Consider the following 22,520-nt stretch of genomic DNA (forward strand, 5'->3'; position numbering starts at 1 on the left):
ATCACCGATATATGATCCAGTGATCGTCAGCCCTTAAAAACAAGAGAAGCCGCGTTATGAATCTGAGCAAGGTCGACCTCAACCTTTTCATCGTCTTTGACGCGATCTATACCGAAGCCAACCTGACCCGCGCCGGGCAGATTGTCGGCATCACCCAGCCTGCGGTATCCAACGCCTTGGCGCGGTTGCGCGAAACCTTTAATGATCCACTGTTCGTGCGCACGGCTCAGGGCATGGTGCCGACGCCAATGGCGCAGAACATCATCGGCCCGGTGCGCAACGCCCTGTCGCTGCTGCGCGTATCGGTTCAGGAGAGCCGCATTTTCAACCCGGCCCAAGCGGTCAAGACTTACCGCATCAGCATGACCGACCTCACCGAGGCGGTGATTTTACCGCCGCTGTTTCAGCGCCTGCGCCGCCTGGCGCCGACGGTGATCATCGAAAGTTTTCTGTCCAAACGCCGCGAGACCACCAAAGAGCTGGCCGCCGGGCGTCTGGATTTCGCCGTGGATGCGCCGCTCAACACCGACCCGCAGGTGCGCCACGTCAAGCTGATGGAAGACCGTTACGTGTGCGCGATGCGCAAGGGTCATCCGATGGCGGGCAAAGAAAAGCTATCGCTGGATGACTATCTGTCGCTGACCCATATCCACATTTCCAGCCGTCGCAGTGGTCTGGGTTATGTCGATCTGGCGCTGGGCAAAATGGGCATTCAGCGCAAGATTGCCCTGCGTTCGCAGCATTACTTGATGGCGTCGCAGGTGATGCAGCAGACCGACATGGTCATGACCGTACCGGAACGCTTTGCCCGCCGGCATGAGTTGCAGGCGTTTAACCTGCCGGTGAATGATGTGCCGCCGGTGGAGACGCATCTGTATTGGCATGAAAGCACTGACCAGGATCCGGCGAATCGCTGGATGCGCGAGCAGATGATCGAGTTGTGCCAGCAGGTGACGGCGCAGGAGAAGAAGCTCGATAAGCAGGTGGTGTAAGGAAAGATCAAAAGATCGCAGCCTTCGGCAGCTCCTACATTTGGAATCCATCCCCCTGTAGAAGCTGCCGAAGGCTGCGATCTTTTTCTTGCTTGACGTAAACGTCAACCTGCCATTAGCTTAGCGCCAAGACCTTTTTCCGAGCGCTTCCATGAGCAGCCAGACTTACAGCATCTCCGACCTCGCCCGCGAGCTGGACATCACCACCCGGGCGATCCGCTTTTATGAAGAGCAAGGCCTGCTCAGCCCTGAGCGCCGTGGCCAGGAACGCATCTATTCACCGCGCGACAAGGTCAGCCTGAAGCTGATCCTGCGCGGCAAGCGCATTGGTTTCTCGCTGGCCGAATGCCGCGAACTGATCGAGCTTTACGACCCGTCCAGCGGTAACACCAAACAGCTCAACAGCATGCTGGCGAAAATCAGCGAGCGCCGCGAACAGTTGGAGCAGCAGTTGCTGGATATCGAACAGATGAAACTGGAACTCGATACCGCTGAAGAGCGCTGCGTGCAGGCGTTGGAGCAGACGCTCAAGAGCCAGCAGGCGATCTGACTAACATCATAAATTCCCTTGTAGGAGTGAGCCTGCTCGCGATAGCGGTGTATCAGTCAAGCAATTTTTATCTGGCACTCCGCGATCGCGAGCAGGCTCACTCCTACAGGGGTTCTCCACGAATTCAAAAGAGCAGGTCAACCATCATGTCCCTCCCCTCCCAAGTACGCCTGATCGAAGTCGGCCCGCGCGATGGCCTGCAGAACGAAGCCCAACCGATCAGCGTCGCTGACAAGGTGCAACTGGTCGATGCTTTGAGCGCCGCTGGCCTCGGCTATATAGAAGTCGGCAGTTTCGTCTCACCGAAGTGGGTGCCGCAAATGGCCGGTTCCGCCGAAGTGTTCGCGCAGATTCAGCGCAAACCCGGCGTGACCTACGGTGCACTGGCGCCGAACCTGCGCGGCTTCGAAGATGCCATAGCCGCCGGGGTCAAGGAAGTCGCGGTGTTCGCCGCCGCGTCTGAGGCGTTCTCACAGCGCAACATCAACTGCTCGATCAGCGAAAGTCTGGCGCGCTTTGCGCCGATCATGGAAGCGGCGAAACAGCACGGCGTTACCGTGCGCGGTTACGTGTCCTGCGTGCTCGGCTGCCCGTACGAAGGCACGGTCGCGCCGGAGCAAGTGGCGATGGTCGCGCGCGAGTTGTATGCGATGGGCTGCTACGAAGTATCGCTGGGCGACACCATTGGCACCGGCACCGCTGGCGCGACTCGCCGCTTGTTTGAAGTGGTGTCGGCGCAAGTGCCACGGGAAAAACTCGCCGGGCATTTCCACGACACTTACGGCCAGGCCATGGCCAATATCTATGCCAGCCTGCTTGAAGGCATTTCGGTGTTCGACAGCTCTATCGCGGGCCTCGGCGGTTGCCCGTACGCCAAAGGTGCGAGCGGTAACGTTGCTACCGAAGATGTGGTGTACCTGCTCAACGGCCTCGGCATCGAGACCGGTATCGACCTGGACGCCTTGATTGCCGCGGGTCAGCAGATCAGCGCGGTGCTCGGTCGTCCGAGCGGTTCGCGCGTGGCCAAGGCTCGAAGCGCGCAGTGAGGGGGGAAGGTGTTACCGCTGTGTCCGAAATGTGGGTTTAAGCGAGTAACACGGAAACAAATTGTCTGGTTTCGCTGGAGTGAAAATTTGCCGAAATTCTCAAGCCATTGATTTATAAGTACTTTTAAAAGTTGGCACGGCTTCTGCTATCTCTATGGCATAACAAGAATAAAAAGCAGCAAACCAATAAAAATAAGACGTACCGACTCTGACATAACAAAAACAACACGGCAGAGACGCAGCTAACAGATTTTTTTGGAGAAGGTGTGCTTTTCAGGGTGCTCTCAGGAGTGACCCGCAACCGGGCAGAGAACAATAAAACTACCTTCAGGTAGCTCCCGAATCGGTTGGATCGCTTAGCGAGAAAGTAGATCAGCGCTCAAAAAAATACGTTTGCTCTTGACCCCGGATGGGGGTCGCCAAAAACAGCGGTAAAGGGCCACGGTTGCCAAAAACAACAACAGACCGACCCTCAATAATAAAAAAGAGCACGCGACGACAAAATTAAAGGGGAGCTTCGGCTCCCCTTTGTGCTTTCTATAATTCCTCAATCCCCCCAAATCCCTGTGGGAGCTGGCTTGCCAGCGATTGCGGTAGATCATTCAACATTGATGCTGGCTGATCCGACGCCATCGCTGGCAAGCCAGCTCCCACAGTGTTTGTGTTCACCGCTCGATTGTTTTCAGTTCTTCGATACTGATCTCACGCATCCTGAATTTCTGAATCTTGCCCGTGACCGTCATCGGAAACTCTTCAACGAACTTGAAGTGCCGTGGCGTCTTGAAGTGCGCGATGCGTTCCTTGCACCAGGTTTGCAGCTCCAGCTCGGAAGCATTGTGCCCGGGGTGGAATTTGATCCAGGCGACAATCTCCTCGCCGTAACGCGAGCACGGAATGCCGATCACCTGCACATCCGCCACCGCCGGATGGGTGAAGAAAAACTCCTCCAGCTCACGCGGGTAAATATTCTCGCCGCCACGAATGATCATGTCCTTGTTACGTCCGGCGATGTTGACGTAACCCTCTTCGTTCATGCTCGCCAGGTCGCCGGTGTGCATCCAGCCCGCCTCATCGATGGCTTCAGCGGTGGCCTGCGGATTGCTCCAATAGCCGAGCATCACGCTGTAACCACGGGTGCACAGTTCGCCGATGGTGCCGCGCGGCACGAGGTTGCCGGCTTCGTCGATGATCTTGCTTTCCAGTTGTGGCTGGGTGCGGCCGACAGTGGTCACGCGCAATTCCAGCTCGTCGTTCGGGCCGGTTTGCAGCGACACCGGGCTGGTTTCCGTCATGCCGTAAGCGATCTGCACTTCGCTCATGTGCATCTCGCTGATGACCCGGCGCATTACTTCGATCGGGCACGTCGCGCCGGCCATGATCCCGGTGCGCAGGCTCGACAGATCGAATTCGCCGCGTTGCGGCTGGTCGAGCATGGCGATGAACATGGTCGGTACGCCATAAAGGCCGGTGGCTTTTTCTTCGGCGACGGTTTGCAGGGTCAGCAATGGATCGAAGGCGTCGTTGGTGTAAATCATCGTGCTGCCGTGGGTGATGCAGCCGAGGTTGCCCATGACCATGCCGAAGCAGTGGTACAGCGGCACCGGGATCACCAGACGATCGCGCGGAGTCAGACCGATGCTTTCGCCAACCATGTAACCGTTATTGAGGATGTTGTAGTGGCTGAGGGTTGCGCCTTTGGGGAAACCGGTGGTGCCGGAGGTGTACTGGATGTTCACCGGCTGATCGAAGTGCAGGCTTTCGCTGCGTTCGCGCAGTTGCGCGGGGGAGATGCTGGTGGCCAGATCGGCCAGTTGCGACCACGGCAAAAAACCTGACGGTGGTTGCGCATCGAGGCTGATCACCCCGCGCAACTCGGGCAGACGTTCGCTGCGCAATTGGCCGATGGGTTGTTCGGCCAGTTCCGGCACCAGTCCCTGCAGCATGCCGTGGTAGTTGGAGGACTTGAACGCCCCGGCGCAGACCAGCCATTGGCAGCCGGATTGCTTGAGCACGTATTCGAGTTCGGAGCTGCGGTAGGCCGGGTTGATGTTGACCAGGATCACGCCGATTTTTGCGGTAGCGACTTGAGTGATGCACCACTGCGCGCAGTTTGGCGCCCAGATGCCAAGCCGATCCCCCGCTTGCAAACCCAGAGCGAGCAGCGCTCTGGCGTGCAGGTCCACCGCATCGGCCAGTTGTTGCCAGGAATAACGCAGTTGCTGATGGCGGACGACGAGCGCTTCGCCGTCGGGATACTGCGCGACGGTCTGATCGAACTTCTGCCCGATGGTCATCGCCAGCAAGGCTTTGTCCTGAGAGCCACGGGTGTAGCTGCGCTGCGGGTTTGCACTGGGTTGATCCATGACGACCCCTATTGTCTTTATTTATGGGTTGCCGACGGTCACTTGTAGGAGTGAGCCTGCTCGCGATCTCGATCCAACTGTCAACATTTACGTCGACTGACACGACGCCATCGCGAGCAGGCTCACTCCTACAAAAACCAATCAGCTTTCAATCTTGAACTGCCCTTACTCTCGCTCAAGTTGACGTTAACGTAAAGGGTGATTGACAGCCATCCATCACAGGCTTACGTTAACGTAAAGGTGAGAGCTGAGTGACCGCCCTCCCCACCCTACAAAAAAGCCAAAAGGTGCCCCATGAGCTATCCATCCCTGAACTTCGCCCTCGGTGAAACCATCGACATGCTGCGCGATCAGGTTCAGTCCTTTGTCGCCAAGGAGATCGCCCCGCGCGCGGCGCAGATCGACAGCGACAACCTGTTCCCCGCCGACATGTGGCGCAAGTTCGGTGACATGGGCCTGCTCGGCATCACCGTGCCGGAAGAGTACGGTGGCGCTGGCCTCGGTTATCTGGCGCACGTCGTGGCGATGGAAGAAATCAGCCGCGGTTCGGCCTCGGTGGCGCTTTCCTACGGCGCGCATTCCAACCTCTGCGTCAACCAGATCAACCGCAATGGCAACCACGAACAGAAATCCAAATACCTGCCGAAGCTGATCAGCGGCGAGCACGTCGGCGCACTGGCGATGAGCGAACCGAACGCCGGTTCCGATGTGGTTTCGATGAAACTGCGCGCCGACAAACGCGGTGACCGTTACGTCCTCAACGGCAGCAAAACCTGGATCACCAACGGCCCTGACGCCAACACCTACGTGATCTACGCCAAGACTGATCTGGAGAAAGGCCCGCACGGCATTACCGCATTCATTGTCGAGCGCGACTGGAAAGGCTTCAGCCGTAGCAACAAGTTCGACAAGCTCGGCATGCGCGGTTCCAACACTTGCGAGCTGTTCTTCGATGACGTCGAAGTGCCGGAAGAAAACATCCTCGGCGTGCTCAACGGCGGCGTCAAAGTGTTGATGAGCGGCCTCGATTACGAGCGCGTCGTGTTGTCCGGTGGCCCGACCGGGATCATGCAGTCGTGCATGGACCTGATCGTGCCGTACATCCACGACCGCAAACAGTTCGGCCAAAGCATCGGCGAGTTCCAGCTGATCCAGGGCAAAGTCGCCGACATGTACACCCAACTCAATGCCAGTCGCGCCTACCTCTATGCGGTTGCCCAAGCTTGCGAGCGCGGCGAAACCACCCGCAAGGACGCCGCCGGGGTGATCCTCTACACCGCCGAACGCGCTACGCAAATGGCCCTCGACGCGATCCAGATTCTTGGCGGTAACGGTTACATCAACGAATTCCCGGCAGGTCGCTTGCTGCGTGACGCCAAGCTGTACGAAATCGGCGCCGGCACCAGTGAGATCCGTCGCATGCTGATCGGTCGCGAACTCTTCAATGAAACGAAATAAATTTCGTCAGCTGCGAGCTGCGAGTTTCAAGCTGCAAGAGAACAGCTTTAACTTGCGGCTCCAAGCTTGCAACTCGTAGCTGCTTACGGAGTAAGCCATGATTCTGCACACTCAACTCAATCCTCGTTCAGTGGAGTTCGCTGCTAACAGCGCGGCGATGCTTAAACAAGTCGACGCCCTGCACACCCTGCTCGCCCAAGTGGCGCAGGGTGGCGGCGCGAAAGCCCAGGAACGCCACACCTCGCGCGGCAAACTGCTGCCGCGTGAACGCATCAACCGTTTGCTCGATCCGGGCTCACCGTTTCTGGAAATCAGCCAACTGGCCGCCCACGCTGTGTATGGCGAAGACGTCCCAGCCGCTGGTGTGATCGCCGGGATCGGTCGAGTCGAAGGCGTCGAATGCATGATCGTCGCCAACGATGCCACGGTGAAGGGTGGCTCGTACTATCCGCTGACCGTGAAAAAGCATCTACGCGCACAAACCATCGCTCAGCAGAATCGTCTGCCGTGCATCTATCTGGTGGACTCCGGCGGCGCCAACCTGCCGCGTCAGGACGAAGTGTTTCCGGATCGTGAGCACTTCGGGCGGATCTTCTTCAACCAGGCCAACATGAGCGCGATGGGCATTCCGCAGATCGCCGTGGTCATGGGCTCGTGCACTGCCGGCGGCGCCTATGTGCCGGCAATGGCGGACGAAGCGATCATGGTGCGCAATCAGGCGACGATTTTCCTCGCCGGCCCGCCACTGGTGAAGGCCGCGACCGGTGAAGTGGTCAGCGCCGAAGACTTGGGCGGTGCCGATGTGCACTGCAAGATTTCCGGGGTCGCCGACCATTACGCCGAGAGCGACGAACACGCCCTCGCCCTCGCCCGCCGCAGCGTCGCCAACCTTAATTGGCGCAAACTCGGTGAAGTGCAGCAACGCGCGCCGATTGCGCCGCTGTACGCCAGCGATGAGTTGTACGGCGTGGTTTCCGCCGATGCCAAGCAGCCGTTCGACGTGCGCGAAGTGATTGCGCGGCTGGTCGACGGTTCGGTGTTCGATGAATTCAAAGCGCTGTTCGGTACCACGCTGGTCTGCGGTTTCGCCCATTTGCACGGTTATCCGATCGCGATTCTGGCCAACAACGGGATCCTCTTCGCCGAAGCCGCACAGAAAGGCGCGCACTTCATCGAGCTGGCTTGTCAGCGCGGCATTCCGCTGCTGTTTTTGCAGAACATCACCGGTTTCATGGTTGGTCAGAAATACGAGGCCGGCGGCATCGCCAAACACGGCGCGAAACTGGTAACAGCGGTGGCTTGCGCCAAGGTGCCGAAATTCACCGTGATCATCGGCGGCAGCTTCGGCGCCGGTAACTACGGCATGTGCGGCCGCGCTTACGACCCGCGCTTCCTGTGGATGTGGCCGAACGCGCGGATCGGCGTGATGGGTGCTGAACAGGCAGCCGGCGTGCTGGTGCAGGTCAAGCGTGAACAGGCTGAACGCAGTGGCCAAAGCTTCAGTGCCGAGCAGGAGGCCGAGATCAAGCAACCGATCCTCGACCAGTACGAAGAGCAGGGTCACCCCTATTATTCCAGCGCACGGCTGTGGGACGACGGCGTCATTGACCCCGCGCAAACCCGCGATGTACTGGCCCTGGCCTTGTCCGCGTCGCTGAACGCGCCAATCGAACCGAGCCGCTTCGGCGTGTTCCGGATGTGATTTTTTGTGGGAGCGAGCCTGCTCGCGAATACGGTTTGTCAGTCGACATCTCTGATATCTGAAACACCGCTTTCGCGAGCAAGCCCGCTCCCACAAGAACCGTGGAGACGGATGAATATGAGTGACTTCAACACCCTCGAACTGCAAAGCGACCCACGCGGTTTCGCGACGCTGTGGCTCAACCGCGCGGAAAAGAACAACGCGTTCAACGCCGAGATGATCCGCGAGCTGATCCTCGCTCTCGACAAGGTTGCCAGTGATGCCAGCCTGCGTTTCTTGCTGGTGCGTGGCCGTGGCAAGCATTTCAGCGCCGGCGCCGATCTGGCGTGGATGCAGCAATCGGCCGAGCTCGATTACCACACCAACCTCGACGACGCCCGCGAACTCGCGGAGCTGATGTACAACCTCGCCAAGCTGAAAATCCCCACCGTTGCCGTCGTGCAAGGCGCAGCGTTCGGTGGCGCGCTGGGGTTGATCAGTTGCTGTGACATGGCGATTGGCGCCGATGATGCGCAATTCTGCCTGTCGGAAGTGCGCATTGGTCTGGCGCCAGCGGTGATCAGCCCGTTCGTGGTGCAAGCCATTGGCGAACGTGCTGCGCGGCGCTATGCGCTGACCGCTGAACGTTTCGGCGGCCAACGCGCTCGGGAAATCGGCTTGTTGTCCGACAGCTATCCAGCCGCCGAACTGGAACAACAAGTAGAACAGTGGATCAACAACTTGCTGCTCAACAGCCCCGCCGCGATGCGCGCCAGCAAGGACTTGCTGCGTGAAGTCGGCAACGGCTCACTGACCCCGGCGCTGCGTCGCTACACCGAAAACGCCATCGCCCGTATCCGCGTCAGCCCTGAAGGCCAGGAAGGCTTGCGCGCCTTTCTGCAAAAGCGTCCGCCGAGCTGGCAAGCTGCAACCACCACCAAGGAGCCGCGTTGATGAGCGCACCCGTTCTCACCACCCTGCTGGTGGCCAACCGTGGCGAAATCGCATGCCGCGTGATGCGCACCGCCAAAGCGCTGGGCCTGACCACCGTCGCCGTGCACAGCGCCATCGATCGCGAGGCGCGGCACAGCCGTGAAGCGGACATACGCGTTGACCTCGGCGGCAGCAAAGCGGCCGAGAGTTATCTGCAAATCGACAAACTGATCGCGGCGGCCAAAGCCAGCGGCGCGCAGGCGATTCATCCAGGCTACGGGTTTCTCTCGGAAAACGCCGGATTCGCTCGCGCCATCGAAGCCGCCGGGCTGATTTTCCTTGGCCCACCGGCCTCGGCCATCGATGCGATGGGCAGCAAGTCTGCCGCCAAAGCGCTGATGGAAACCGCCGGTGTGCCGCTGGTGCCGGGTTATCACGGCGAAGCACAGGACCTCGACACCTTCCGTGATGCTTGTGAACGCATCGGTTATCCAGTGCTGCTCAAGGCCACGGCCGGTGGCGGTGGCAAAGGCATGAAAGTGGTCGAGGACGTCAGCCAGTTGGCCGAAGCCCTCGCCTCGGCTCAGCGTGAAGCGCAGTCGTCGTTCGGCGATTCGCGGATGCTGGTGGAAAAATATCTGCTCAAGCCGCGCCACGTGGAAATCCAGGTGTTCGCCGATCAGCATGGCAACTGCCTTTACCTCAACGAACGGGATTGCTCGATTCAACGGCGCCATCAGAAAGTCGTCGAAGAAGCGCCGGCACCGGGCTTGTCCACGGAACTGCGTCGGGCGATGGGCGAGGCGGCTGTGCGCTCGGCGCAGGCGATCGGTTATGTCGGCGCCGGTACGGTGGAGTTTCTGCTGGATGCGCGCGGTGAATTCTTCTTTATGGAGATGAACACGCGGCTGCAAGTCGAACACCCGGTGACCGAGGCTATCACCGGTCTCGATCTGGTGGCCTGGCAGATACGCGTTGCTCGTGGTGAGGCATTGCCGATCACTCAGGAGCAAGTGCCGTTGAACGGCCATGCGATCGAAGTGCGCTTGTACGCCGAGGATCCTGCGAATGACTTCCTGCCGGCGACCGGGCGTTTGGCGTTGTATCGCGAATCGGCTGAAGGGCCTGGGCGCCGGGTCGATAGCGGGGTTGAAGAAGGCGATGAAATTTCGCCGTTCTACGACCCGATGCTGGGCAAGCTGATTGCCTGGGGCGAAGATCGCGAACAGGCCCGGTTGCGCTTGTTGAGCATGCTCGACGAGTTTGCGATTGGCGGTTTGAAAACCAACATCAACTTCTTGCGGCGGATCATTGCGCACCCGGCGTTCGCAGCGGCGGAGCTGGATACCGGGTTTATTCCGCGTTATCAGGAGCAATTGCTACCCGCCCCGGGCACGTTGAGCGATGCGTTCTGGAACGCAGCGGCTCAAGCGGTGGCGCAGAGTCTGCCGCAGTTGGCGCGTCAGGATGACCCTGCTTCGCCGTGGTCACTCAACAGCGGTTTGCGGGCGGGTCTGCCAAGGGAAATCACCCTGCATTTGAGTTGCGAGGGACAGGATCGAGCGCTGACGCTGAGTACCGATGATCACGCCAGACTGTCCGGCGAAGCACTCATCGTCGAGCACGAGGGCGTACGTCGTACGTTGCGGGCTATCCGCCAGGGCGATTCGCTGTACCTGCAATGGGAAGGCGAATTGCGGCGCATCGAAACGTACGACCCGATCAGCGCCGTCGAAGCCAGTCACAGCCATCAGGGCGGACTGACCGCGCCGATGAACGGCAGCATTGTCCGTGTGCTGGTCGAGGCCGGGCAATCGGTCGAGGCCGGTGCGCAACTGGTGGTGCTGGAAGCGATGAAGATGGAACACAGCATCCGTGCGCCGCATGCCGGGGTGATCAAAGCGCTGTATTGCCAGGAAGGCGAAATGGTTGGCGAAGGCAGCGCTTTGGTTGAACTGGAAGCCGTGTGAACATGAGGATCGATCCTGCGCCTGGCGCGGATCGATCTGACTAATAACGCGCCGTTGCCTGAACCACAACGCCGATGATTCGGCACTCGTCGGTCAGCAGGGCTTTCGGCCAGGTCGGATTGAGCGGCACCAGGTAACGCTGGCCGCCCTCTTCATCGAGTTTGCGAAAAATCGCCTCAGCGCTATCGGGCCACTGGGCAATCACCAGTTTGCCGGGCACCGCCTCGGCCGCCGGGTCGACCAGAATCAACATGCCTTCGGCAATGCTCGGGCCACTGGGGGCAGTCATCGAATCCCCCGTCACCGTCAACCAGAACGCCGGGCCACGCGCATGGTAATCCGTCAGTTCGAAGCGCTGCTTGCCTGACGCCTTGGTGTAAGACGCCGGATCGTTCTCGCGCACCTCGCACGTCGTCTGCCAATCGCTGACCGGGTAACGGAAGTACGGGTTGTACTTCTGCGCCAGTGGCATCTCGTCGTCCGCTGTGGGTTGCGGTTCACGGATGACCAGCACCACTTCAAGGAAATCCATGCCCAGCGCCTGCAGCACGCGGTTCATTTCCGTGATACCGGGTTCGCGACGCTTGTTCAGCCAATGGCCGATCCCGCCCTGGGACATGCCGACGCGCTCTCCGAGCTCTGTTTGAGTGATTTTGAGTTCACTCATCTTGGCCTTGACCAACTCAATCCATTTATCCATGTGCAGCACCTTACGTCGACGCCTTCGGCCAGCAAAACACATATTGTAGTATTTAAATTCTCGTCACAACTACGCGTCGTACTATTCTGAAGGCACGGATTTTCAATCGCCCAAGGAGTGCCTCTTCATCATGAATATCAGCAGCAAAGACTTGCCCGATCTGCAAATGGACACCACCTTCACCTCGCCCCAAGGCAACGCGGCGGCGCAGCGAGCGCTGGACTATTACTTGAAACCAGCTGTGTCAGAACCAGCGGTCGACGAACGTTTTTTCGATGTCAGGCGCCATCTCAGTGGCGAAGAAGCCCTGGTGCATGCGTCGGACTTGCTGCGCTGTGCAGCGGCCACTGCATTCAAGGCAGCCGAAAACCTGCAAGGCGCGAGTCGCGATCTGGCCTTTTCAGTGGTGCACATGGTGGATATGGCGCGGGCGATGGTCGACCATTCGCTCGATGGCGATGAAGCCTGAGGAACGGAAACGCAAACGGACGGGAAAGAATTTTCCAATCGCGCAGATAAAAACATTTGACTTGCAAATGATAATGATTATTATTGCATGCAGCTGGTCGCGAGATCAGTCGATGGACCAGAGACCTTAGGTCGGTCTTCTGGACTATCTCCTCATCAGGCTAATCACGGTTTTTGACCCGGCTTTTTGCCGGGTCTTTTTTTGCCCTTTTTTCGGGCTTGTGGCTTCAGGCTAATGAAGTCTTTAGGTGCTGCAAATTCGATGGCGCGGATAATATCAAAAGAATATCGGTTGGCAAGCCAGGCCCGGCTACATTGGGTCAAACTAATGACAATTAGCACTTGAGAATCAATCGCACAGTCTCTAAGCTGCTTGCGCGTCATGGAGGACGCCCCCCGCCACACCCCGCAATTCCCCTCGGTTTCAGTCCTGCCTGCGTGTACAGTAACGGCCATAAAAATCATATTCAGGAATCGATTATGACCGTGGCCAAATCTTCGTTCGACATCAGCGCCAACTTCGACAGCGGCAACATCCAAGTCATCGACATCAGCAATCCGCTCAATCCGGTCCTGGCCATTCGCCCGGATACCCGCAGTGCCCATTTTCAGTGGTTTCACTTCAAGGCCAGCGGCCTGCACGTCGGCCAGGAACACTGGTTTCGCCTGAACAACGCCAGCCAATCCACCTACAGCAAGGGCTGGCCGGGTTATCAGGCCGTAGCGTCTTATGATCACGTCAACTGGTTCCGCGTGCCGACCATTTTCGAAGGCGACTGTCTGCGTTTCTGCCTCGAAGCCACCCAGACCCACGCCTGGTTTGCCTACTTCGAACCTTACAGCCGTGGCCGTCACGACTGGCTGATCGAGCAGGCGCTGAGCAAGGCCGGCACCGAACTATTTGCGACTGGTAAAAGTGTCGAAGGTCGCGACATTCAATTGCTGCGCAAAGGCACGGGCGCCGAAGGCCAGCGCAAAATCTGGATCATCGCTCAGCAGCACCCGGGCGAGCACATGGCCGAATGGTTCATGGAAGGCGTGATCGAGCGCCTGGAAAGGCACGATGATCCGGTGCTGAACAAGCTGCTCGCCAGTGCCGATCTGTACCTGGTGCCGAACATGAATCCGGACGGCGCGTTCCATGGCCATCTGCGCACCAACGCCATGGGCCAGGATTTGAACCGGGCCTGGCAGAACGCCAGCCAGGAGATCAGTCCCGAGGTGCTCTTCGTCCAGCAGCAAATGGAAAAGTACGGCGTCGATCTGTTCCTGGACGCCCATGGCGATGAAACCATTCCTCACGTATTCACCGCCGGCTGCGAAGGCAATCCGGGCTACACGCCGCGCATCGAAAAGCTCGAAGAGCATTTCCGCAATCACCTGAAACACACCACCAAAGACTTCCAGACCAAGTACGGCTACACCCGCGACGAACCGGGCCAGGCCAACATGACGTTGGCGTGCAACAGTGTCGGCCAGAAATACGACTGCCTGTCGTTGACCCTGGAAATGCCGTTCAAGGATCACGACGACCATCCCGACAAGGAAACCGGCTGGTCGGGCAAACGCTCCAAACAGCTTGGCAAAGACGTGCTGACAACCATCGCTGACATGGTTGATACCCTGCGCTGATCCCCTCCTCCTTCCCTGAAAAGATCGCAGCTTGTCTGCGATCTTTTGCTTTCTGCCATTCGTACCTTCGCGCAAACAGGTTGCAAAATAAAACCTTAATCAATACCGTAATCAAGGTTTTATTTTGAAACCTAAAAGGATGCGGGATATGAAACCTCTCAAAAGCAGCGTCGTTTTGCTTTTCTCTGTGGCCTGCGGTTTGGCCGTGGGTAACGTGTACTACGCCCAGCCGCTGCTGGACGCGATGGCTGAAGCGTTTGCGATGTCGCCGGTAACCATCGGCGTCGTGATCACCCTGACGCAAATCGGCTACGGCATCGGTCTGGTGCTACTGGTGCCCCTCGGCGATCTGCTCAACCGACGCCGCTTGATCGTGACTCAAACCCTGCTGTCGGCAGCGGCGTTGTTGATGATCGCGTTGGCGCCCAGCAGTGTCTGGTTGTTGCTCGGCATGACATTGACCGGGCTGCTCGCCGTGGTCACGCAAGTGTTGGTGGCTTACGCCGCGACGTTGGCAATCCCGGCCCAACGCGGGCGCGTGGTCGGAGTGGTCACCAGCGGCATCGTCGTCGGCATCTTGCTGGCGCGCACGGTCGCTGGCGGCATGGCCGATTTGGCCGGGTGGCGAGCGATCTACTTTCTGTCAGCCGGGCTGACCCTGGTGATGGCATTGCTGCTGTTTCGCGTGCTGCCCAAGCATGAACCCCCGCAGCCGACGACTGGCTACATCGCACTGATCGCCTCGGTGTTCAGCCTGTTCAAAGAAGAACCGGTGTTGCGCCAACGCGCGATCCTCGCATTGTTGACCTTCGCCAGCGCGATGGTGCTGTGGACGCCGATGGTATTGCCCTTGGCCGCCCCGCCACTGTCCTTATCACACAGTGAAATCGGTCTGTTCGGACTGGCCGGCGCTGCCGGTGCACTGGCCGCCGCACGGGCCGGGCATTTGGCCGATCGCGGTCTCGGACAATGGGTCAGTGGTCTTTCGCTGTTGTTGATGCTCGCTTCGTGGCTGCCGATTTCCCTCACCCAATCCTCGCTGTGGGCCTTACTGCTCGGCGTGATCACTCTGGATTTGGGCTTGCAAGCCGTGCACGTCACCAGCCAGAGCATGATCTACAGCGTGCGCCCCGAAGCGCAAAGCCGTCTCACCGCCGGTTACATGCTGTTTTACTCGATCGGCAGCGCGCTCGGCTCCATCGGCTCGACCGCGATGTACGCGTGGGCCGGCTGGATCGGCGTGTGCCTGCTCGGTGCGGCCATCAACGTCGTGGCGTTGGTGTACTGGTGGCTGACCCTGAAACGCGGCGCACCGGTACGATGCGCCACTCAAACGGGTTAGTCGCGATCGCGACCGCGCAACATGCTGTCGAGCACCTCGTCGCGGCGGATCCAGCCATGAAACAACGCCGCCGCCAGGTGCAGCAGCACCGTCAGGAACAACAGATAGGCCAGATACCCGTGCGCCTTGCGCAGAAACGCGAACAACTGTGCGTCGGCCGGAACGATCGCTGGCAACTGCAACGTTGTACTGAGCATGACCGGTTCACCCGAAGCGCTGATCATTGCCCAGCCAAGCAACGGCAACACCAGCATCAGCGCGTACAGCAATAGATGTGAAGCCTTGGCCGCCAGCACTTGCCAACCCGGCAGATCCGCTGGCAGCGGTGGCTGGCGCGTGGTGAGGCGCACCAGCAAACGCACAATCACCAGCGCCAGAATCGCAATGCCCAGCGGTTTGTGCAGATTGATCAGCCATTCATGCCGTTCGGAAACCGAGGTGACCATGCCGGCGCCGATAAACAGCATGGCGATGATCATCACCGCCATCAGCCAGTGCAGCAGCCGCGCCAACAGGGCGAAATGCGTCGGTTGAGTGCTCATGGGCGAGCCTCCTGTTTGGCGGCGGGCAACTGGCTGACTTCGCTGGTGCGACGCAGATAGGAATTGGCGTAACCGGCCGAACGCGCCGCGAGTAACGGGTCGTCGGAACCTTGAATCCCGGCCGGCAGCACCAGCGGGTCATAGTTGATGTCACGGCATTCGCCGCTCAGTTGCGGCTGGGTTTTCTCCAGCACCAGTGTGCCCGCGTTCAACACTTTGCGCCCGGCCGGCCAAGTCTTGCTGGCGTCGTTCACCGGATCCTCGGGATTGGCCAGAGTGATATTCAACTGAAAACGCAGCGGTGCAGACGACAACCGTTGCACCAGATCCTTCTCGAGAAAATCGCCGCCCTCAGGCGCACTGGCGCCCGCAGCATCGCGCGCCAACGGCGTCATGCTCCAGCGCACGGCCTGCTTTTTACCGCTGGCGTCGACCAGATAAAACGCGTTGACGCTGTTGTAGGTTTCGGTGGCGTAACTGGCCGAAGGTTTGGCGGTCTTCACCCACGTCAGAAACGGCACGGTTTCCGGGTGCGCGGCAAAGAATGCCGGGACCTTCGCCGGATCCGGTTTACCGGTGGCCGGATCTGGCGATTGCGCCTGCTGCAATTGATAAAACGCCTCAGGCGTACCGACCGGGAACACCGGCATGCTGTTCATCCCGGTGCGCCATTGCTGCCCGTTGGCCTGGGTGAACCGCAACGCCAGACTGCGAATCGGCACGCTGCTGTCCGGTGCATACGGATTGCCCGCCGGCAGCGCGAAACGCCCGACCACCGGAGTCCGCGATTCGTTGAAAACCTGCGCGGTCGAAAACACCCGTGCCTCACCACTGCTCTCGAAATGGCCGATCACGCACACGCCTTTGGCGTGGTTACGGCGAAACCCGGGGTGCACGCCGTTGTTCTTCTCCAGAACATCGACCAGCGCTTTTGGCGTCAGGCGTTGTGGGTCAAAGTTGCCGTGAACGTAGGCGAATGCCCCGGCCACTGCGGCGACTACCACGGCAATGCCGCCCAGACGCAGAACCAGGCTCGCCGCACTCAGTGGCGGGCGCTGCGGCCTGCCGGGCGGTGCAGTATCGGGTGATGAACGATCAACCATGAAAAACTCCAGGGCCATCGGCCACAAGTAGGAAGAATCAGCAAGACGCGCCTCGTCCGGGTTTATTCCACGCGACGGTATTTATTTTTCCGAACGTGGAATAACCTCCAACGACGGGCGTCTCCCTAGTCCACAGCGTAGTGACTAGCAGAATTTCATGAGCGAATTCGACGAACAGTTGAGAGAAATCATTCCCAGATTGCGCCGCTTTGCCGTGTCACTGACACGCAACAGCAGCAGCGCCGACGATCTGGTGCAGGCCAGCCTAGAGCGGGCGCTGTCGAGTTGGGGCGATAAACGCGCCGACGGCGACTTGCGTGCCTGGCTGTTTGCGATCCTCTATCGGCAGTTTCTCGACGCCCATCGTCGCTCCCGACGCTATGCGCGCATGCTCGAACTCTTCACCGGTCGCGACGACGCCGAGCCCTCGGTCGAGCGTACCGTCATCGCCCAGTCGACCCTGCAAGCCTTCGATCGCCTGCCCAGCGAACAGCGCGCGCTGCTGCTGATGGTCTCGGTGGAAGGCCTTTCCTATAAAGAGGTCGCCGAGATTCTCGGCGCCCCGATCGGCACCGTGATGTCGCGCCTGTCCCGCGCCCGCCAGGCCTTGCGCCAACTCAGCGACGGCGAAATCAGCAGCCCTTCTTTGCGGATACTCAAATGATCAGCCTGCCTCCCAACGAGCGTGACCTGCACGCCTATGTCGACCACCAGCTCAGCGACGCCGACCGGCGTGTGCTGGAGACCTGGCTGGCCACTCACCCGGACGAAGCGGCGCAGGTTCGCGCCTGGCAACAGGATGCCCAGCAATTGCGCGCGGCACTCAGCGGCGCGTTGCAGCAACCGGCCAACCCGGCGCTTGATCCGGCGATGATTCGCCAGCGCCGCCAGCGTCAGTCGCGTCGTCATCTGGCCAGCGCGGCGGTGTTGCTGATCGCGGTCAGCGTCGGCGGTTTCAGTGGCTGGCAGGCGCGGGAAATGACTCTCGTGCGCCCATCCATGTTGCCGATGACCGACGCCTTGCAGGCCTATCGCCTGATTGCCCAGCAAGGCATGCTGCCAGCCGATTACAAGGTCGACAGTGATGGCGACATGCAGCGCTGGCTCGATCGTTATTTCAACCGGGCCAGTCGTTTACCGGATCTGAAGGCGGCCGGGTTCGAACCGGTCAGCGGGCGCTTGCTCAGCACTGATGAAGGTCCGGCAGCGATGGTGATGTATGAGGATGGCAGTGGCCACAAGGTGAGTTTCTACGTGCGCCCGCCCGGACCGAAGAACACCTTTTTGCCGCGTGGAAGCCGCAGTGATGGCGACTTGCAGGCCGAGTACTGGTCGGGTGGCGGGTACAACTACGCCATGGTCAGCCCGGTCGATACACCGGCGGCGCAACAGCTCAAGCAATCACTGCAATTCTGAAAACACCGCTGTTCTATGTAGGAGCTGCGGCACGCTGCGATCTTTTGATCTTGTTCTTAAGGGCAAGATCAAAAGATCGCAGCCTCGTTTCACTCGACAGCTCCTACAAAGGATCGTGTCAGCTCAGAAACCTACGTCCAAAACCACATTGTCCAGATAAGTGCCCGCCGGCGGTGTGGTCTGGTCGGTGTAGATCTTCGCGTTGTAGTTGAAAATCTGGCTGCCCGTGCCCAAGCCGTTTCCCGGATTGACCTCGGCGTCGGTACTCGCCCGCCGTGCCGCGCCGACACTGCCCCAACGCGTGGTGCCGGCACTTTTGAAAATGTCGTAGGCCAGATAATTGCTTCCGGAAATCATCCGTCGCCGGCCGCCGACACTCACCGCGTTCTGCCCGTCGCTCAGCCCCACGGTGTAGGCACTGCCCTTGGTGCAGGCCAGATTGATCGTCTGTCCGGTCACCGGTGTGAAAGCGCTGACCACCGGCGCGCTGCCGAAGGCAATGTTGGGCGCAGTAATCGTGCAGTCGTTGGACACCGTCAGGTTCACCGTCAACGAGGTCGTGCCGTTGGCGATATCACGCCCGAGGCAAATAGCGCCGATGCCGATCCCGGAACAGTAATTCCAGTTCCAGAAAATACTCAGGGTCTCGGTATACACCCCGGCGGCGACGTTACTGCCGATGGTGGTACCGAGATACAGCGGCACGGTTTTTGGCGTCGTACCGTTGAGCAGGCCCAAGGCATCGATGATGCCGTTGCGTGCGAAGTCATAGGCGGTGCCGCGCGTCAGCGGGTAGCTGGTGCTGTTGTTGGCGTAAACCGTGTAACTGATGACATCGCCGGTCGGCCCGACCAGACCGCTTTGAGTCGATGATACGGTGCCCCAGAAGTGGTCGTTGCTGGTCAACAAGGACAGTAATGAACCGGTGCAGCTCAAACCCGCATTCAGCGTGGAACTGGGTTGCGAAGTCGTGCGCACGGCGATCGAGCTGAGCATGCCGAACGCCGCCGGCGTGGTGCTGACTACCGAACACGCGGCCTGCGCCGCCCCGGGTATAAGCAGTGCCAGACATAACAGCCATCGCCGGAACATCATTGGCACACCAACGGGCCAATCAAAGGCACCTGATCCTGATTCAGGTCGACACTGAACTGCGCCTGACAGGTCTTGCCGTCGGCCAGCGTCACTTGCAACGAGTTCTGCGCCTGCAGGTTTTCCAGATACACCAGCCCATCCCAACCGACCACCGTCCGCGTGCCGCTCTGCTCATGCAGCACGCCCGCACCCAGCGGCAGTTCGCGCTGCTGCGGATCGACCAGCACGATGCTCGCGGCAATCACTCGGCTCAGCGGAAATTCCAGCAGATAACCGCTGCCACGCCGCACCGCGATGCGTTGTTCGACGTTGGGGCTGCGCACGTTGGCCGGCAGATTCAGTGGGTCGATTTCATACTTGCCCCGGTAATACGCGCTACTCCATGGCACCAGCAGATGACCGTTCTTGTCGGTCTGACCGACCTGCTGATTTTCGTAGCGCACCGGAATGTCGGCAAATCCCTCAGTACTGACCACTACAAATGCATCGTCGATACGATTGGCGGCGAACACCTGACGGTCCATCCATACCAGCGAACCACTGGCATCGGCCCAACGGGTTTCGGCGTCGGAAGTACCGTAGACGCCGGCCTGCAACTGCACCGATTGCAGCCGCCAGGTGACGTCGGCCTGACGATAATCAGCGCCGTCACCCTTGGCGTAACCCAGATTGAAACCTACGCCGCCCTCGGTCGGCACCGCGCGACTGTAATTGACCCGCTGCTGGCTCTGCCCGGTTTTACTGCGATCGCTGCTGATCGCCAGACTGCCGCGCAGATCGAACGGGATCACCAGTTGCGCCTGCACCGCCCAGTTGCTGTCGCCGATCTCGCGGTTGGCCGACAGGTAGAAACTGCTGTTGCGCCACAGCGGTTTGCTCCAACTGAGGTTGAGCAGCCGCGTGCGCGAATCATCCGCCGCGCGCACATCGAAATAACCGGCGCCAAGGCTGCCCCAGCGATCGAGGTTGAGGCTCAGGGTCGCCTGTTCGCTGCGCCGACTCAGGCTGATGTAGGGGCTGTCGACCACGCTGAGATCGGCGTATTGATCGTGGCGCTGCAGGCGTTGGTAGGAAAAGCTGAAACGCTGGTTGCTGTACTGATAGCCAAGGCTGACCTGGTGACCGCCCTCGCCGTCGAAACGACTTTGGCTCAAGGCACTGTTGAGCACACCGAAGTTACCGAGCTGCCAATTGCCGCCAAGGCCGCCCAGTGTCAGCGAGTCGGCCGCTTCGGCATGACTTTCCAGGGTGAAACTGTCGCTGACGCCATAGCGCAGGCTGCCGGAGGTGACTCCCGGGCCGTAACTGAAATCCTTCAAGCCGTAGTCGCGGCGCAACGTACCGGCGGCCACGGAAAAGTCGCTCAAGCCTTTTTGCAGCAAGGTGCTGGTGACATAGAACGGCACCGTGGTCGACACCTGTCGGCCCAATGCGTCGGTGGTCACCACCACCGCTTCGCCAGCACCGTTGATGAACGGAATGTTGGTCAGCGTGTAGGGCCCAGGCTGTAAATCTGCGCTGCTGGACTTGTAGCCATTGATGAACAGATCCACCGAGGACGGCACTGCTGCTTCACCGGCAAATTGCGGCAGCGGATAGGTCACCAGATCCGGCCGCACCGCGAAATCCCGAGAGAACTGCACGCCGCCCAAACGCACCGAACTGCTCCACGGCAACGCACCGCTGATCACGTCACCGGCCTCGTAGGTGAGCATTCGCTCGTCGTCGGAGTAACGCCACGTGGTGTCGTAACGCAGGTAGCCGTTGTCCAGCGTGTTGAGCGAATCACCGGACAAGGTGCGCCGGTATTGCCCGGTGTTGGACAACGTGCCCCAGCTGTCGAACAGCCGCACTTCGTTCCACGCCGCCAGGTAAGTGCCGGCATCGTCAGTGTCATTGAGGTACAGGTCATAATTGAACAGCGCGCCGAAACTGCTCAGCGCCGGGGTACGCGGGTAAGCCTGGCGGTTGCCGATGAACTGTTCCGGCAGCCAGTCCGGCGGCACGTCCAGCAGCAAGCGTTGACCAACACTGTCGTAGTCACTGTGCAGCCCCGCCAGACTGTCGAGATCGACCTCGGCGCCGAGGCTGTCGGGCAGTCTCATACCGGTTTCGCGCAACGCCGTCGCCGGGACAAACAAGCGCCCGTCGCGCTGCTGCACCGCCACCACGCGTCCGGTATTCATCTGATTGACCACCAGTTCCAGAAACAACTGTGCATCACTCACGGCCTCCATGCCGCTGGGAGGCGGCGGCAGATCGCCGGCCCCGGATGGTTGAATGAACATCAGGCAACACGCGCCGGTGATGAGCCACAACGGACGCTGAATACGGCGAACCCGTCCTGGGTTCATACGCGTTTTACGTCCGTCAATGGACTGAGTCCTCCCTGATACCGCTTTAGCCGCCGCCAGATACTTGCGCTACGACTCACTCACTTGGCGGGCGTAATGCTCTGCACCTGCGTCGCGCCATTTACTCGTACCTGCAACGCCGAATCATTGGTCAGCGGCGTCGGTGCCGGCCAGCGCATTACCGCGCCGGGTAGCACGTAACCCAGCAGCCCTTCGGCCAATGGTTTGCTCTGCCCAGCCTGTTTGATGGTCACGTCAGTCAGTCGCGCATGCACCGCGCCCTGATTGCGCACCTCGACATAAGGCTTGCCGTCGACGGCCACCGTGCGCCAGCTCAACTGCGGCAGGCCGACACCCTTGGGATCACGCGCGCGGGTGCTGTCCTCTTTGCTCCACAACCCTGCGCCGTAGGCAAACAGCGGCACCGAATAACGCATCTGGAAGCGAATCGCTGCGGCGGTTTTGCTCCCGTCAGCGGTTGCGGGTTGTGCGGAAGGAATTTCGTCGATGATGATCCGGTAGGCCAATTCCTGCCCCGGCGGTACGTCCTTGGTGCGAGTCAGACGCACCAGCTGCTTCTGCCCTGGCTCGATTTTCGCCACCGGCGGGCTGCCGATCACATCGCGCTGGTTCTGGTATTGCTCGGCGAAACCACTCTGGCTCCAGCCGAATACGCGGATCTGCAGATTGGCGGTTTCGCTGCCACGGTTTTCCAGCCACAGCGCACTGGCCTGCTGATCAGCCTCCAACACCGGATCGATCGGCCAGATCAGCACCGAACTCGCCGCTTGTGCCTGGCTTGCCCCAAGCATGACCATCGTCCACATCACACAACGCACGAAAGAATGCCGTGACGTAACTGACCCCATAAACCT

Annotated in this window: 20 protein-coding genes; 12 read left to right on the plus strand and 8 right to left on the minus strand. The window is 59.9% G+C overall.

Annotated features, from left to right (window positions below; genetic code table 11):
- The first annotated feature begins 56 nt into the window (after positions 1-56).
- From M5G26_RS14650 to M5G26_RS14660, 3 genes are all read left to right on the plus strand, one after another.
- Complete coding sequence (locus M5G26_RS14650; protein WP_007917233.1) at positions 57-992, plus strand: LysR family transcriptional regulator; 936 nt, start codon at positions 57-59, stop codon at positions 990-992.
- Positions 993-1,143: 151 nt separating this feature from the next.
- Positions 1,144-1,542, plus strand: a complete 399-nt coding sequence (locus tag M5G26_RS14655) for a MerR family transcriptional regulator (protein WP_042559912.1) — start codon at positions 1,144-1,146, stop codon at positions 1,540-1,542.
- 146 nt (positions 1,543-1,688) lie between these two features.
- Positions 1,689-2,588, plus strand: coding sequence for a hydroxymethylglutaryl-CoA lyase (locus tag M5G26_RS14660; RefSeq protein WP_038362704.1), 900 nt, complete (start codon positions 1,689-1,691; stop codon positions 2,586-2,588).
- A 665-nt stretch (positions 2,589-3,253) separates the two neighbouring features.
- Here M5G26_RS14660 and M5G26_RS14665 read toward each other — a convergent pair.
- Complete coding sequence (locus M5G26_RS14665; protein ID WP_273915801.1) at positions 3,254-4,951, minus strand: AMP-binding protein; 1,698 nt, start codon at positions 4,949-4,951, stop codon at positions 3,254-3,256.
- A 294-nt stretch (positions 4,952-5,245) separates the two neighbouring features.
- Between M5G26_RS14665 and M5G26_RS14670 the strand changes: the two genes are divergently transcribed.
- The 4 genes from M5G26_RS14670 to M5G26_RS14685 all read left to right on the plus strand — a co-directional run bounded on the left by M5G26_RS14670 (position 5,246) and on the right by M5G26_RS14685 (position 10,993).
- Complete coding sequence (locus tag M5G26_RS14670; RefSeq protein WP_102901262.1) at positions 5,246-6,409, plus strand: isovaleryl-CoA dehydrogenase; 1,164 nt, start codon at positions 5,246-5,248, stop codon at positions 6,407-6,409.
- A 97-nt stretch (positions 6,410-6,506) separates the two neighbouring features.
- Complete coding sequence (locus tag M5G26_RS14675; protein ID WP_273915802.1) at positions 6,507-8,111, plus strand: carboxyl transferase domain-containing protein; 1,605 nt, start codon at positions 6,507-6,509, stop codon at positions 8,109-8,111.
- A gap of 117 nt (positions 8,112-8,228) precedes the next feature.
- Positions 8,229-9,044, plus strand: a complete 816-nt coding sequence (locus M5G26_RS14680; RefSeq protein ID WP_150693882.1) for a gamma-carboxygeranoyl-CoA hydratase — start codon at positions 8,229-8,231, stop codon at positions 9,042-9,044.
- On the plus strand, positions 9,044-10,993 hold the full coding sequence (locus tag M5G26_RS14685) for an acetyl/propionyl/methylcrotonyl-CoA carboxylase subunit alpha (protein WP_273915803.1): 1,950 nt from the start codon (positions 9,044-9,046) through the stop codon (positions 10,991-10,993). Before M5G26_RS14680 ends, M5G26_RS14685 begins: the two co-directional genes overlap by 1 nt.
- Before the next feature lie 40 nt (positions 10,994-11,033).
- On the opposite strand, the gene M5G26_RS14690 is transcribed toward M5G26_RS14685, so the two are convergent.
- Positions 11,034-11,693, minus strand: coding sequence for a LexA family protein (locus tag M5G26_RS14690; RefSeq protein WP_134178266.1), 660 nt, complete (start codon positions 11,691-11,693; stop codon positions 11,034-11,036).
- 130 nt (positions 11,694-11,823) lie between these two features.
- Here M5G26_RS14690 and M5G26_RS14695 point away from each other — a divergent pair, with 130 nt between their 5' ends.
- Complete coding sequence (locus M5G26_RS14695) at positions 11,824-12,162, plus strand: DUF6124 family protein (RefSeq protein WP_116030176.1); 339 nt, start codon at positions 11,824-11,826, stop codon at positions 12,160-12,162.
- A gap of 164 nt (positions 12,163-12,326) precedes the next feature.
- On the opposite strand, the gene M5G26_RS14700 is transcribed toward M5G26_RS14695, so the two are convergent.
- Positions 12,327-12,545 carry a hypothetical protein gene (locus tag M5G26_RS14700; protein WP_273915804.1) on the minus strand — a complete coding sequence of 73 codons (219 nt, stop codon included), beginning with the start codon at positions 12,543-12,545 and terminating at the stop codon, positions 12,327-12,329.
- Between the two features lie 96 nt (positions 12,546-12,641).
- Between M5G26_RS14700 and M5G26_RS14705 the strand changes: the two genes are divergently transcribed.
- Positions 12,642-13,793 (plus strand): M14 family metallopeptidase, encoded by a 1,152-nt coding sequence (locus M5G26_RS14705; protein WP_273915805.1) that lies wholly within the window; start codon positions 12,642-12,644, stop codon positions 13,791-13,793.
- Between the two features lie 148 nt (positions 13,794-13,941).
- Positions 13,942-15,135, plus strand: a complete 1,194-nt coding sequence (locus M5G26_RS14710; RefSeq protein ID WP_273915806.1) for an MFS transporter — start codon at positions 13,942-13,944, stop codon at positions 15,133-15,135.
- Here M5G26_RS14710 and M5G26_RS14715 read toward each other — a convergent pair.
- Both M5G26_RS14715 and M5G26_RS14720 read right to left on the minus strand, forming a co-directional pair.
- Positions 15,132-15,677 (minus strand): cytochrome b, encoded by a 546-nt coding sequence (locus M5G26_RS14715; RefSeq protein ID WP_273915807.1) that lies wholly within the window; start codon positions 15,675-15,677, stop codon positions 15,132-15,134. The two genes, M5G26_RS14710 and M5G26_RS14715, sit on opposite strands and share 4 nt — an antisense overlap.
- Positions 15,674-16,780, minus strand: coding sequence for a catalase family peroxidase (locus tag M5G26_RS14720; RefSeq protein WP_273915808.1), 1,107 nt, complete (start codon positions 16,778-16,780; stop codon positions 15,674-15,676). The genes M5G26_RS14715 and M5G26_RS14720 overlap by 4 nt, the downstream gene beginning before the upstream one ends.
- A 157-nt stretch (positions 16,781-16,937) precedes the next feature.
- Between M5G26_RS14720 and M5G26_RS14725 the strand changes: the two genes are divergently transcribed.
- Entirely contained in the window at positions 16,938-17,444 is a 507-nt protein-coding gene (locus M5G26_RS14725) for a sigma-70 family RNA polymerase sigma factor (protein WP_273915809.1), read from the plus strand.
- Positions 17,441-18,196: an anti-sigma factor family protein gene (locus M5G26_RS14730; protein ID WP_273915810.1), complete on the plus strand. Its 756-nt coding sequence runs from the start codon at positions 17,441-17,443 to the stop codon at positions 18,194-18,196. The genes M5G26_RS14725 and M5G26_RS14730 overlap by 4 nt, the downstream gene beginning before the upstream one ends.
- A gap of 123 nt (positions 18,197-18,319) precedes the next feature.
- Here the strand turns inward: M5G26_RS14730 and M5G26_RS14735 are convergent, their stop codons facing one another.
- The 3 genes from M5G26_RS14735 to M5G26_RS14745 all read right to left on the minus strand — a co-directional run bounded on the left by M5G26_RS14735 (position 18,320) and on the right by M5G26_RS14745 (position 22,514).
- Positions 18,320-19,291, minus strand: coding sequence for a Csu type fimbrial protein (locus tag M5G26_RS14735; RefSeq protein WP_273915811.1), 972 nt, complete (start codon positions 19,289-19,291; stop codon positions 18,320-18,322).
- Positions 19,288-21,645: a fimbria/pilus outer membrane usher protein gene (locus tag M5G26_RS14740; protein WP_273915812.1), complete on the minus strand. Its 2,358-nt coding sequence runs from the start codon at positions 21,643-21,645 to the stop codon at positions 19,288-19,290. The genes M5G26_RS14735 and M5G26_RS14740 overlap by 4 nt, the downstream gene beginning before the upstream one ends.
- An 80-nt stretch (positions 21,646-21,725) precedes the next feature.
- On the minus strand, positions 21,726-22,514 hold the full coding sequence (locus M5G26_RS14745) for a fimbrial biogenesis chaperone (RefSeq protein WP_273915813.1): 789 nt from the start codon (positions 22,512-22,514) through the stop codon (positions 21,726-21,728).
- Positions 22,515-22,520 lie beyond the last annotated feature (6 nt).

It is taken from the genome of Pseudomonas sp. TNT2022 ID642 (assembly GCF_028656995.1).
Classification (GTDB): Bacteria; Pseudomonadota; Gammaproteobacteria; order Pseudomonadales; family Pseudomonadaceae; genus Aquipseudomonas.